Source organism: Pseudomonas sp. GW821-FHT04C07, from assembly GCF_059420325.1.
In genome coordinates this window covers 53234-65920 of the sequence record NZ_JBWKTM010000011.1, presented here as the reverse complement: position 1 = coordinate 65920, position 12687 = coordinate 53234, and the positions used below count along the sequence as shown (strand labels likewise).

At 58.8% G+C, this 12687-nt stretch carries 11 protein-coding genes and 5 pseudogenes; 6 read left to right on the top strand and 10 right to left on the bottom strand.

What is annotated here, in order from left to right:
* Positions 1-2: 2 nt before the first annotated feature.
* From AC07UI_RS20045 to AC07UI_RS20035, 3 genes are all read right to left on the bottom strand, one after another.
* Positions 3-857: a MurR/RpiR family transcriptional regulator gene (locus AC07UI_RS20045; protein ID WP_494994131.1), complete on the bottom strand. Its 855-nt coding sequence runs from the start codon at positions 855-857 to the stop codon at positions 3-5.
* A 268-nt stretch (positions 858-1125) separates the two neighbouring features.
* Complete coding sequence (queD, locus tag AC07UI_RS20040) at positions 1126-1482, bottom strand: 6-carboxytetrahydropterin synthase QueD (RefSeq protein WP_489072189.1); 357 nt, start codon at positions 1480-1482, stop codon at positions 1126-1128.
* A gap of 95 nt (positions 1483-1577) precedes the next feature.
* The gene (locus AC07UI_RS20035) at positions 1578-2657 is read right to left on the bottom strand and encodes a patatin-like phospholipase family protein (RefSeq protein WP_494994130.1); all 1080 of its coding nucleotides are present in this window, start codon (positions 2655-2657) and stop codon (positions 1578-1580) included.
* Positions 2658-2793: 136 nt separating this feature from the next.
* Here AC07UI_RS20035 and AC07UI_RS20030 point away from each other — a divergent pair.
* The 4 genes and pseudogenes from AC07UI_RS20030 to AC07UI_RS20015 form a co-directional block, all read left to right on the top strand.
* Positions 2794-2886: pseudogene (locus tag AC07UI_RS20030) on the top strand (PepSY domain-containing protein); the annotation flags it as partial.
* The gene (locus tag AC07UI_RS20025; protein WP_494994129.1) at positions 2886-3209 is read left to right on the top strand and encodes a PepSY domain-containing protein; all 324 of its coding nucleotides are present in this window, start codon (positions 2886-2888) and stop codon (positions 3207-3209) included. The pseudogene AC07UI_RS20030 and the gene AC07UI_RS20025, both read left to right, overlap by 1 nt.
* Positions 3209-3408 (top strand): annotated as a pseudogene (locus AC07UI_RS20020) (response regulator); the annotation flags it as partial. The gene AC07UI_RS20025 and the pseudogene AC07UI_RS20020, both read left to right, overlap by 1 nt.
* 2 nt (positions 3409-3410) lie before the next feature.
* Positions 3411-3791: pseudogene (locus AC07UI_RS20015) on the top strand (ATP-binding protein); the annotation flags it as partial.
* A 131-nt stretch (positions 3792-3922) separates the two neighbouring features.
* Here the strand turns inward: AC07UI_RS20015 and AC07UI_RS20010 are convergent.
* Together AC07UI_RS20010 and AC07UI_RS20005 are read right to left on the bottom strand one after the other, a co-directional pair.
* Positions 3923-4438: pseudogene (locus tag AC07UI_RS20010) on the bottom strand (methyl-accepting chemotaxis protein); the annotation flags it as partial.
* A 342-nt stretch (positions 4439-4780) separates the two neighbouring features.
* Positions 4781-5851 (bottom strand): annotated as a pseudogene (locus AC07UI_RS20005) (cache domain-containing protein); the annotation flags it as partial.
* Positions 5852-6214: 363 nt separating this feature from the next.
* On the opposite strand from AC07UI_RS20005, the gene ctpM reads away from it, so the two are divergent.
* Entirely contained in the window at positions 6215-8029 is a 1815-nt protein-coding gene (ctpM, locus tag AC07UI_RS20000; RefSeq protein WP_494994128.1) for a methyl-accepting chemotaxis protein CtpM, read from the top strand.
* 34 nt (positions 8030-8063) lie between these two features.
* Here ctpM and trhP read toward each other — a convergent pair whose 3' ends face one another.
* From trhP to AC07UI_RS19980, 4 genes are all read right to left on the bottom strand, one after another.
* Positions 8064-9413, bottom strand: coding sequence for a prephenate-dependent tRNA uridine(34) hydroxylase TrhP (trhP, locus tag AC07UI_RS19995; protein WP_494994127.1), 1350 nt, complete (start codon positions 9411-9413; stop codon positions 8064-8066).
* A gap of 195 nt (positions 9414-9608) precedes the next feature.
* Positions 9609-9791: a hypothetical protein gene (locus AC07UI_RS19990; protein WP_494994126.1), complete on the bottom strand. Its 183-nt coding sequence runs from the start codon at positions 9789-9791 to the stop codon at positions 9609-9611.
* Positions 9792-9903: 112 nt separating this feature from the next.
* On the bottom strand, positions 9904-10098 hold the full coding sequence (locus AC07UI_RS19985) for a hypothetical protein (RefSeq protein ID WP_494994125.1): 195 nt from the start codon (positions 10096-10098) through the stop codon (positions 9904-9906).
* Positions 10099-10346: 248 nt separating this feature from the next.
* Positions 10347-10691, bottom strand: a complete 345-nt coding sequence (locus AC07UI_RS19980; protein ID WP_494994124.1) for a hypothetical protein — start codon at positions 10689-10691, stop codon at positions 10347-10349.
* Positions 10692-10947: 256 nt separating this feature from the next.
* On the opposite strand from AC07UI_RS19980, the gene AC07UI_RS19975 reads away from it, so the two are divergent.
* Positions 10948-11766, top strand: a complete 819-nt coding sequence (locus AC07UI_RS19975) for a shikimate 5-dehydrogenase (RefSeq protein WP_494994123.1) — start codon at positions 10948-10950, stop codon at positions 11764-11766.
* A 218-nt stretch (positions 11767-11984) separates the two neighbouring features.
* On the opposite strand, the gene AC07UI_RS19970 is transcribed toward AC07UI_RS19975, so the two are convergent.
* Positions 11985-12632: a YceH family protein gene (locus AC07UI_RS19970; RefSeq protein WP_494994122.1), complete on the bottom strand. Its 648-nt coding sequence runs from the start codon at positions 12630-12632 to the stop codon at positions 11985-11987.
* Positions 12633-12687: the final 55 nt, after the last annotated feature.

Here is a 12687-nt window from a genome sequence, read left to right as displayed (position 1 = left end):
GCCTAGCGCTCGAACTGGCCGAAGACTTCCTGAAGTTGCCGGTTCTTCGCCAAGCGTTCGTCCAGTCGGTCGCCGTACATCTCGGCCACGGCGGACACCATGAGGTTAAACAGGCAAGTCAGCGGCGCCAGGGAATCCCAGAACTGGCCGACATCGGTTTTCAGTTGCAGAAGATCCAGGGAGTAATCCCGGGCCCAGGGGCATTGCAGGTCGGTGATCAGTGCCAGCGGTAAGTGATTGGCATTGGCCACTTCGCAGAAGGTCTGAGTGATGCTGGAGTAGGCGCGAAAGTCGGAAATGATCGCGTAGGGTTTTTCGAAACCCGAATTCAGCGTTTCGGCATAAATACCCGACAGGCCATCGACGTAGTAGACCTTGGGCCGAATGTATTCCAGGTGGCTGTGGAAAGCGTTGAGGATGCCGCGTGTGGACTGGATGCCGAGGATGAACACCGCATCGGCTTCAAAGATGTTCTGCACAATGTCGGCAAACGGCTGAGTCCGGGCCAGACCATAGACATGCTGGATGGCTTCGATTTCCCGGCCGAGGGAGCGATCGAGGGCGTCCTCTTGATCCGCTTCGCTGCGAAAAGCCCCCAGTCGATCGGTGATCAGCCACGAAGCCGGGGACTCGCCACGCAGACCTTGTTTGACGTCATCGAGATTCTGATACCCCAGTGAACGCAGAAAACGTCCCACCGAAATACCCGTAGTACCGGCTTGCTGAGCGATGCTGTCAGCGGTTTCGAAAGGCAGTTGTTGAAGGTTGGCCAGCAGATAAGTGGCGATCCGCTTGCCGGTCGGCGTCAGCGTAGGGAACTGTTGTTCTAGCGTCAGCTGGAAGCTGTTCTTGTCCATGACGTTCTCGAAAGGCGATTGCGCAAAATGTTATGTATATTTCATTTTTTATCTTGATGTTAAAAACATAACATTCCCGATTTAACGAACACAATGCTTTTTTTCGGTAAGGTTTTGACTCGTTCTTGAATGGTTTTGCGCAGGCGGCGATTTCTCGTTGTCCTGATACGCTGATAACCGAGAGAAGGGCCTGGACTGCAACGACCCAAAAACCGAAGTGACAGGCATAAAAAAACCACCGGGCCCGGTGGTTTTTTTGATCGCCGGCTTATTCGCCGTGATAGATGCAGCCACTGGTGCAGGTTTCATGGATGCGGATCGCGCTGAGCTCCGGCAGCAGGGGCTTCAACTCGTTCCAGATCCATTTGGCCAGGACCTCGCTGGTTGGATTTTCCAGGCCGGGAATGTCATTCAAATAGTTGTGATCGAGGCGCTCGTAGAGCGGCTTGAAGATCGCCTTGATTTCCGAGAAGTCGCGAATCCAGCCGGTGTTCGGATCGAGATCACCGCTCAGGTGAATCGCCACCTTGAACGAGTGACCGTGCAGGCGTCCGCATTTGTGGCCTTCCGGGACGTGGGGCAGGCGGTGGGCGGATTCGAAGGTAAATTCTTTGAAGATTTCCACAGTGGTTTGAGCTCTGTCAGGTGGCTATCGCCCGCGGCGATGAAAGCAGGTGACGAGTTTAACAGCTTGGGTTTGTCTATGCGGGAAAACACTGACTAAAGGGTCAACAAGTTCTCCCCCAGCCGACCGTTCGCGGCCAACTCAAGGAACTCATCACCGAGCCGGCGGCTTTCGTCCATGGCTGTGCGCCAATAGTTTTGTCGGCTGAGGTCATCGCCGATGAAACGCTTGAAGTCGTTGCGATCCGGTAGTTTGCCATAGGGCAGGCGGGCCAGGTAATCCTTGGAGGGCGCTAGCAGCAAGACGTCCTGCAACCGCTGCGGGTTACCGCGGCGCCACGGCAGGGGCTTGTCGAACCAGCCGGGAATCACCCGGTTGGTGAAGTGTGGATAGAGCACGATGTCATCGCCGCTGTAGGGCAGGTCGAGGTGGTAATCGAGCAGGCCGCCGTCGCGATAGGTGCCGACACCCGCGCCGGGCAAGTCGCGCACGCCTTCCATGATCATCGGGATCGAGCCCGAGGCCAGCAAGGCCTGGCGCAGGTTGGTAGCGTCCAGAGGCACAAAGCGCGAAGGGAAGTCGTTGAGGGCATTGAGCGGCGGCGCCAGGCGCGGATCATGCAGGATCAGTCGTTCGAAATGCCGGGACAGGCGTGAGCGCCCGCGCAGGTTGTCGGCGATCACCGACGACAGGCCAAGACCCAACCGCGCGCGATGATCATCGGCCAGCAGACCGTGACTTTTCACCACGACGATGTTCAGTCGGTAGTCAGGATTGTTGAGGATCGAGGCGTCGCGACCGTCGAGCAGGTCGTGCAGCATGCGCTGCGAACGCAGGCTGATTTGCGCCATGGTCACGCCTTTGCCGAAACTTTGCTCGTTGTAGAGCTGACCGAGGCGTCTGATCCCTTCGGCGGGGTCCGGCAAGCAGGCACTGGCGAAGCGCCAGGAACCGACAGAGGCGCCAATCAACGAGCGCTCCCGCGGGGCCGCCGGCAGCCATTCACCAAACAACGCCAGATCCAGACCCTGAATACCCAAGGCTTTCGGCCCACCGGCGGCGCCCGGAAGCGTACCGACGTCGGCGGCGCTCAAGCCGTTTTCACGGATCCGCGCGAAAGCGCGTTTTCCGGCTTTGAGGGTCAGGGCGGGGAACTTGATGTGGATAGCGGTCATACCGACCTCATGTCTGGCGATCGGCGATTGTAGAAGATTTTACCGTCGGTGCGCGGTTTCCAGGACGGCAATGAAGGCAATTCAGTTTCCGTTAAGTTGATGTGGTTATCGTGGGGCCTATAGGTTTACATCTATTCAGGTTGAACTGCGCGATGTCCAGGGTGTTGAGTGGGACCTGGAGTTGGACGCCGTCTGCGAGCAGGTTCTCAAGAATCATCAGGATACGTAATGAAGGTAAATCTGCGCGCCGGCAGCCAAATGGCGCTGGCGCTTCTGGCTTTTTGCTCGGTGGCAGTGGCCCGTGATCTGGATCAGGACCACGCCCTGCGCCTGCGTCAGCAAGGGGTGATCGCACCGCTTGAGCAACTGCTGGGGCCGGCTCTGCAACGCTACCCCGGAGCCAGATTGCTGGAAGCCGAGTTCGAGGAGCATAAAGACGAACGCGCGCGCTATATCTATGACATCGAGCTGCTGACCGTCGAGGGCGTGGTGCATGAAATCGAACTCGACGCCAACACCGGTGAGCTGCTCAAAGACAAGGAAGATGATTGATGCGCCTGCTTTTGGTGGAGGACCACGTCCCGCTGGCCGACGAGTTGATGGCCGGGCTCAATCGCCAGGGCTACGCCGTCGACTGGCTGGCGACGGCCGTGATGCGGTGTATCAAGCCAGCAGCGAACCCTATGACTTGATTATTCTCGACCTGGAATTGCCAGGCTTACCCGGGCTTGAGGTGCTGACCCAGTGGCGCGCCAGCGTTCACAACTGGACGCCCAAGTGCCGGTTGAGCTGGAACCGCTGGTGGCGCAGATCAACCATCCGCTCGCGCATACCGAAGACAGCCTCAAGCGTTCACGCAATGCCTGCAAATGGGCGGATGCCGAGGTGAAACTGAGCATCGTCGAGACGGCCGAGGGCTTTCGCCTGGTGGTGGAGGATGACGGGCCGGGGATTCCCGAGCAGAACCGTAATCAGGTGTTGAGCCGCGGTGCGCGGCTGGATGAACAGACCGATGGCCATGGCCAGGGGTTGGGCATCGTGCGTGATATCGTCGAGGCGAGGGGCGGGGTATTGCAGTTGCAGGGTAGTGAGCCGGGCGGGTTGAAGGTGGTGATTGAGTTGCCTGGGTGTTAATCGATCGTTCCCACGCTCCCGCGTGGTAACGCTGCCATGGACGCTCTGCGTCCGCTGTGGATGTGACGCAGAGCGTCACGGGATGCATTCCCACGCGGAGCGTGGGAACGATCAACACCGCCAACCGCTGATCAAACCCTGAATTGATCCATCAAGCTCTGCTGCTGGTTAGCCAGACTGTTCAGCGACTGGCTGACCCGCGCCGACTCGTTGGCTTGCCCCGACAGAGACTCAGTCACGTCACGAATGGTCGCCACGTTACTGTTGATCTCTTCGGCCACGGCGCTTTGCTCTTCGGCAGCGCTGGCAATCTGCAGGTTCATGTCAGTGATCACGGTCACGGCATCACCGATCTGACGCAGGGCCGTGACTGCCTGGCTGACTTGCTCGACACTGCCTTGAGCCTGACGATGGCTGTTGCTCATAGAGCCGACAACGTCCCGAGTACCGCTTTGCAGCTGTTCGATCACCTGGCGGGTTTCCTCTACGGACTCCTGAGTGCGGCGGGCCAGGTTGCGTACTTCGTCGGCGACCACGGCGAATCCACGTCCGGCTTCACCTGCGCGAGCGGCTTCAATGGCGGCGTTGAGTGCCAGCAGGTTGGTCTGCTCGGCGATGGCGCGAATGACTTCCAGCACCGAACCGATTTTCTCGCTGTTGGCGGCCAGTCCTTCGACCTGGGTCATCGCCGTGCTCATGTCCGCGGCGAGGTTGTCGATGCTGGAGGTGGTGCGGTCGATCACGGTCAAACCCTGACGGGTCGCCTGATCGGCGTCGCGAGCGGCCTGGGCCGCTTGCGCGGCGCTACGGGCGACGTCCTGCGCGGTGGCGCTCATTTCGTGGGAGGCGGTGGCCACCTGGTCAACCTGACGGTATTGCTGCTCCATGCCGGCGCTGGTCTGGGTGGCGATGGCGGCTGATTGGTCGGCGGTGCTGCGGGCGTCCTGCACCGAGCGTTTCACATCGGCGATGATCGGTTGCAGCTTATCGAGGAAGCGGTTGAACCAGCCGGCCAGCTGACCCAGTTCGTCCTGCTTGTCGTATGCCAGACGTCGGGTCAGATCACCTTCACCGCTGGCAATGTCTTCGAGCATGTGCGCCACGCCGAGGATTGGTTTTGTCACGCTGCGGGCCATCAACCAGACCAGCAACAGGCCGATGACTGCCGCCAACAGGCCCAGACTCAGTTCGATCAGGGTGCCGGCGGTGCTGCGTTGGTCGAGTTCTTTCTTCAGGGTTTCAGCCGGGCCGACCAGGACCTTTTCCGGCACGTCGAGCAGCACGCCCCACGACTTGCCGCCAGGAATCGGCGAAAACGGTGAGAGCACCTTGAGCTCTTGATCGCTGCGCAGACTCTGGGTCCGGTTGCCGCTGGAGAGCATGCGGACCAGCTCGGCGCCGCTGGCCTTGTCGACCATGTCCAGACGCTGGCTCAGTTTGCCGGCGTCCGCGCTGTAGCCGGCCAGCAGGCCGACCGGGCTGATGATGCTGACGCTGGTCTGGCCATCATAGAGTTTCTTGCTCGCTTGCTGGCTGACCGCTTGCAGGCTGTTGAGGTTGATGTCGACCGACAGCGAGGCGATGACTTTACCGTCGACCATCAGCGGGAAGACGATGCTGGTCATCAGCACGTTCTGGCCGTCGATCATGTAGAAGTAGGGCTCGATCACGCAAGGCTTGAGTGTGGTGCGTGGGCAGGTGAACCAGGCATTGGCCGGTTCGCCGCTGGGGCCGGTGCTGGTATCGGCAATGTCGCTTTCCGGAAGCGACATTGAGGTCAGCTTGCCCGGTGTCGGTTGCGACCAGTACAGGGAAAAGCGGCCCTTTTCGTTGCTGCCGATTTCTTTCTGGCCGGCAAACAACTCATCCTTGCCGTCCAGCGCATTGGCTTCAAACACCAGCGACAGACCGAGCAGTTCCGGGTTGGCTTGCAGCGCCGACTTGACCTGACGGGTCAGGTCTTCACGAAGGTCGAAGGCATCGAGGAAACGCTTCTCGGCTTGTTCGCGCAGGAACAGTACCTGGCGGGAGAAGCCGTGACCGTATTGGTAGGCGTCCATGAATTGCTGGCGAATGCCCAGCGCCTGGACTTCGCCCTGAGCCTCGATACGTACCTGAGCCGCTTCGTTGAGCATCTCCATGCTCGAGGCTTTGACCAGCTCGGAATTGTGCTCCATGCGATAGAGCGAAAGCCCTACCAGCAACGTGACAATGCCGAGCAGGCAGAGTCCGGCCAGAAGGGTAATTTTCCATTGAATGGAAAGCTGTCTGATCGACATGGAGACGTCCTTGATTGGATAGAACATGAGAGTCTTCGCACTGTAGCGGCGGCACTTTTTGTTTCTTTATCCATTCATTTAAAGAAGTGCTGCTGAAACGTTTTAGACAAGTAAATAGTTTTAATTTTTTATTGTGCTCATTGAATGCAAGCGACAAATCGTCGTTTAAGGACAGCCAGGCGACCTTTGGTCTGTGTTTGCGGGACGACCCCTCAACTTTTGATCCGGCGTGCCGTTAAAGGCTTAACCACGCCAATAAAATCAAGAGTGAATGCCATGCGCCTAAGCCTGAAGGCCAAAGTTTTATCCCTCGCGGTACTCCCGGTCTTACTGTTTGCGCTGGTTATCAGTCTGACTACGGTGTTCATTCTGCAAGAACAGGCCAGCAAAGAAGTCGACGAAACCCGTCAGCGCCTGCTGACCGATGCCAAGGCGACGCTGCAAAGTTATGTGGCGGTGGCGATGAGCGCGATCAAGCCGTTGTACGACGCGGCGGCACCGGGTGATGACGCGGCCCGGGCGCAAGTGGTCAAGCTGCTGTCGAGCATCAGCTATGGCAAGGATGGCTACTTCTTCGGTTACGACTCGCAAACGGTGCGCCTGTTCAAGAGCAACAGCCCGGACGGCGTGGGTCAGAGCTTCAAGGACAACCGCGATCCGAATGGCGTGTATGTCAACCGTGACCTGGTGAAAGTCGCCAAGGACGGTACTCACTACCTGCAATACAGCTCGCCGTTGCCGAGCGACCCGAAAGTTCTGGTACCCAAGCTCGGCTACACCGAATACCTGCCCAAGTGGGACATGGCCATCGGTACTTCAGTCAACCTGGACGGGATCGAGGCCCAAGTCACAGTGGTCGAGGCCAAGGTTCATGAGCGCATGCAAGGCGTGGTGCTGAGCATCGTCGGCATCGCCGTCGTGGTGCTGCTGGTGATTGCGGTGGTAGGCATGTTCGTCGCCAACACCATTTTGCGTCCGCTGCACTTGATGAAAGCCAACCTGGACGATATCGCCGCAGGTGAGGGCGACCTGACTCGTCGTCTGGCGATTACCAGCCAGGATGAGCTGGGCGACTTGGCCGGCTCGTTCAATCGCTTCGTCGACAAGATCCACGGCCTGGTGCGACAAATCACCGAAATGACCTCGCAGTTGACCGGTCTGGTGACACAGGTTTCCGATCAGGCTCAGCGTTCGGAGCAGGCCATGGAACGCCAGCGTCACGAGACGGATCAGGTGGCAACGGCGATCAACGAGATGTCCTCGGCGGCTCAGGAAGTCGCGAGAAGCGCCCAGGGCGCCGCGGTTGCTGCGCAGCAGACCGACGAAGAGGGTCAGGCCGCCAAGCGCGTGGTGGATGGCAGCATCAAACAGATCCACGCGTTGGTCAGCGATATCCGCAGCAGCGGCACGTCCCTTGATAGCCTGCAAAAAGATGTGTTGTCTATTGTCAGTGTGCTGAGCGTTATTCGTTCGATTGCCGATCAGACCAACCTGCTGGCACTCAACGCGGCCATCGAAGCGGCCCGCGCCGGTGAGGCCGGGCGTGGTTTTGCGGTGGTGGCCGATGAAGTGCGGGCGCTGGCTAGCCGCACCCAGCAAAGTACCCAGGAAATCCAGGGCATGATCGACCGCCTGCAACAGGGCACTCAATCAGCGGTAGAAGCCATGCGCCGTTCCAGCGATGCCGGTGACGGTACTTCGGCCCAGGCCAACGAGGCCGGTGCTTCGCTGGACACCATGGCCCAGTTGATCGGCACCATCAACTCGATGAACGCGCAGATCGCCAGCGCCGCCGAAGAGCAAACGGCGGTGGCCGAAGAGATCAATCGCAGCGTGCACCAGATCGCCGTGGCGGTGGACAACGTGGCCGACGAAACCCAACTCGGTGCACAGACCTCTCGCAGTCTGGCCGAGCTTGGCCAGCGCTTGGGCAAGTTGGTGGGGCAATTCCGCATCTGAGTCCTGATCGCTCCCACGCTCTGCGTGGGAGCGATCAACGCTCAGCTGGCGCACTCACGCGCACATCCCGCATCAACAACCCAAAGCGTAAATCCACCTGATCCGGGATCGGCAAATACACCGTGTGCCCGTCTCCCGGCGCAACCTCAATGGGCTCTCCTTTGACGTTGTACAACTGATGCAAATCGAAATGAAAGTTGCCTTTGGGGGTCATCAACTCCAGGTGGTCGCCGAGCAGGAAGCGGTTCTTCACGCGGACTTCGGCCAGTCGATCACGTCGCTCGCCGGTCAGCTCACCGACGAACTGCTGACGCTCGGACACCGAGCTGCCGTTCTGGTAGTTCTGATATTCGTCATGCACATGCCGGCGTAGAAAGCCTTCGGTGTACCCGCGTTGTGCCAGGGAGTCGAGATCGGTCATCAGGCTGCGGTCGAATTCCCGGCCGGCAACGGCGTCATCGATCGCCCGGCGATAGACCTGAGTGGTCCGTGCGCAGTAAAAATGCGATTTGGTCCGGCCCTCGATTTTCAGCGAGTGCACACCCATCCTGGTCAAGCGTTCGACGTGCTGCACCGCGCGCAGGTCCTTGGCGTTCATGATGTAGGTGCCGTGCTCGTCCTCGAATGCCGGCATCAGCTCTTCGGGGCGATTGGTTTCCTGCAACACAAATACCTGATCGGTCGGTGCGCCGAGGCCCAGCGTTGGCTGGGCCGGTTCGGGTTGAAAGGCCTTGACGATATCGCCCAATTGATTCTCTACCGCTGGTTGTGCCTTGTACTGCCAGCGGCAGGCGTTGGTGCAACTGCCCTGATTGGCATCGCGCTTGTTCAGGTAACCCGACAACAGGCAACGACCGGAATAGGCCATGCACAGCGCGCCATGAACGAACACTTCCAGCTCCATGCCTGGGACCTGCAGGCGAATCTCGGCGATTTCCTCAAGGGACAGTTCGCGGGACAGGATGATCCGGCTCAAGCCTTGTTGCTGCCAGAACTCGACACTGGCCCAGTTCACCGTGTTGGCCTGAACTGACAGGTGAATCGGCATCTGCGGGAAATGCTTGCGCACCAACATGATCAAGCCGGGGTCGGACATGATCAGCGCATCCGGTGCCATGGCAATCACCGGTTCCAGATCGTTGAGAAAGGTACGCAACTTGGCGTTATGCGGGGCGATATTCACCACCACATAGAAACGCTTGCCCTGGGCCCGGGCTTCACGAATGCCGGTGGCCAGGTTGGCGTGGTCGAATTCGTTATTGCGCACCCGCAGGCTGTAGCGTGGCTGCCCGGCGTACACCGCATCGGCACCGTAGGCGAAGGCATAACGCATGTTTTTCAGGGAGCCGGCAGGGGCGAGGAGTTCCGGAGTGGCAAGGGGCATGGTCGTGTCGATCGCAAAAGGCCGGGAGGGTAATCGAGTCGCGTCCGGGATTTATTGATCTGGATCTATGCGCCATGAACAAAGATGGCACTGCGGCGCGCCATTGCGGATGACGCATCAAGGGGAGGCTGTCAGTGCTGTTGCCAGCGGTGGGGGCGGGGATCGTCCGGGCGCCAGTGGCAGTGTACTTTTTGCCTAGGCGTGCAAACCATGGGAACCCATTCTTTGCGACAGCGCCTGAGCGGCCGGGAGTGAAGTGAGCGGACCGCTGATCGGCACGCCGTCCTGCACCAGATACCAACAGGCGAGCAGTCCTAGCTCTCTGAGCGGTGCAGGAACGGCGCTGCCGATAACGGACATGATATGAACCTTGGGCATAAGTACCTCCATCAATCTATGGGGGCTACCTTACGGACCTGCCGGTTCAACGAAAAATCATCGCGCTCGATAGTGGACATCGACGCAGGCGAAATTCAACGCGACCCTGGCGTCAGTCGACGACCTGATCGAGCATGTACACCACTTCCTGATCACTCAACAGGCCTTTTCGCACCAGGTTCTCGGCCAGTAAAGACAGGAACTTGGCACTTCGATGGCCTTCCAGGTGTTTCAGTTCGGTCAGCGCACTGTAGACCTTGCTCGATGTGCAGAGGCCGGCAGTGCGGTGGGGATTCTGAGTCGGCATTGTGGGTCGTCCTTGTTTTTATGGGCCTGCTTATATGGACAAGTCAGATCTTGCTGAGGTGTCATGACATAAATATGACAGTCGTTGCATCGAGGTGCGAAGGCGACAGTCGGATCTATCATGCCAAATTCAGCCGTAGCCACTGTCTCAGCAGCGACCCTGGCAGGATCTATTCAGACGTTGTTCAGGTTCTACAATGCATCAGGCCCCGTTTTGAGGCGGGGCCTGATGCATTCACAGCGTGATAACTACCAACGTGGTGGACCGTAATAACCGCGCGGTGGGCCGTAGTAGCCAGGTGGCGGGCCGTAGTAAACCGGTGCCGGCTGCACATAAACCGGTTGCGACTGGTAATAGACAGGCGGTGGAGCCTGGACATATACCGGCTGAGGTTGCACGTACACCGGTTGCTCAACATAGACCGGGCGATCGTGACTGGTGATTACCGAGCCCACTACCGCAGCGCCGACAACAGCGCCAAACAGGGCCGGACCACCCCAACCCCAACCACCACGGTGATCGTGGGCGGACGCCTGTCCGGTGACAGCGAGTGCACCGATGAGCAAGGCTATTGTGGGGATTTTACGAATCATGGCTATTCCTCGGGTTCCAGCCCCTGCGCTTGTGGTCTGCAATAGACCCACAGTTTGTCGCGGGGATACTTCTAAGACAGCATTTTTTGAAAAAACTGCGAAGCCGTTCAGTAAATATTGTGTAAGGTCTGTACCGGTTTCTTTACCTTGATTTGATACACAATCAGGTACTTGAACCTTACAGGACTATGATCGAACAGAATCGGTGGGCTGGCTAATCCCGTCCATCTGAAAGTTCTATTTGAAGGAGATAAACATGCTGATGAACCCGAACAAAGACACCCAACTGTGTATGTCATTGTCTGGGCGCCCCGGGAATTTCGGCCTGCGTTTTCATAATCATCTGTATGAGCAACTGGGCCTTAACTTCTATTACAAGGCTTTCAGCAGCAACGATCTGCCTGGTGCAGTCGGCGGAATTCGTGCTCTGGGCATCCGTGGCTGCGGGGTTTCGATGCCGTTCAAGGAAGCCTGCATCGCGCTGGTCGATGAACTGGATGATTCGGCCAAGGCCATCCAGTCCATAAACACCATCGTCAACACCAATGGCCATCTAAAGGCCTATAACACCGATTACATCGCCATCGAGCAACTGCTGAACAAGCATGAAGTGCCGCAAAGTTCGACCTTTGCACTGCGCGGCAGCGGTGGCATGGCCAAGGCAGTGGCCAGCGCCTTGCGCGATGGCGGTTACAAAAACGGTTTAATTGTGGCCCGTAACGAAATGGCCGGTCGCGCCCTGGCGAGTTCCCTGGGTTACCAATGGCTGGCTGAGCTGGGTGACCAACGGCCACAGATGCTGATCAACGTCACGCCGATTGGTATGGCCGGTGGGCCGCAAGTCGATCAGTTGGCGTTCGAAGCGGATGCCATCGACGCCGCGCAAACAGTCTTTGATGTGGTGGCAATTCCGTCGCAAACACCGCTGATCCTGCGTGGCCAGGCCAAAGGCAAGCGGGTGATCACCGGGCTGGAGGTGATCGCCATTCAGGCTCTGGAGCAGTTCGTGTTGTACACCGGCGTGCGCCCCACTGAGGAGCAGTTCCAGAAGGCGGTCGCCTTCGCACGGGGCTGATTAGCTGTCTCGGGAATCGCTTCCCCTGTAGCAGTTGCCGAAGGCTACGTCCGGCCGCGCAGCGGTCGTAAATCCGCCTACCTCGGTCTTCCTGCAAAGACGCGAATGCCCCTATTGCGACCGCTGCGCGGCCGGACGTAGCCTGGCGGCAACTGCTACGACGGTTTGCGTGCTCTCCAGGCCGAACAAGGCAAGCCCGCGAAAGCGTCGACAGGGCGCTATTCCAGCCGTGCCAAACGTTCTTCCAGTGCCGCGATCCGTGCTTCCAGTTCTTCGATGCGCTCCACCGACACGCCGCTGCTGGCGCCACGCTCAACCGGGTTTTGGCGCGCAGCCAGAATCGCTTCGATATCGGCCGGGTCGCCCAGCGCATGCATGTAGCGGTCTTCGCGTTGTCCGGACTGACGGGGCAGCAGCAACGCCAGGCCTCGGGCAATCAGCCGTTCCAACTGATGCACGACCTGTTCGTTGTCTTCGAAATCATGCATGCGGGTGCTGCGGGTCAGCAGTTCATTGACGGTCTGCGGGCCGCGCAGGAACAGCAGGCCAGCGAGAATCACCTGGGCGGGAACCAGCTCCAGTGCCTTGTCCAGCCGATGCTCCCAACGATCGGCGCGGCTGCCCATGACCAATCGAGTGAAACCCCGTCCTTCAAGGACGCGAAGGCTCTGGCCGACCTGACCCAGACTGAGGTTCATCACCGGTTCGCGGCTGGTTTTCTGATTGCAGGCGATAACCAGTGCATTGAGTGTCAGCGGATAGGTTTCCGGGCTGGTGGCCTGTTTCTCGATCAAAGAACCGAGAATACGGAGTTCAGTGCTGTTGAGCCGCAGTTCGTCGATGGGGGTATCGTGCTCGGTGTTCATCGCGCTTTCCCTATGCTGTCGAAGGCGACTAGCCTAATCCTTGCAGAATAAAAGA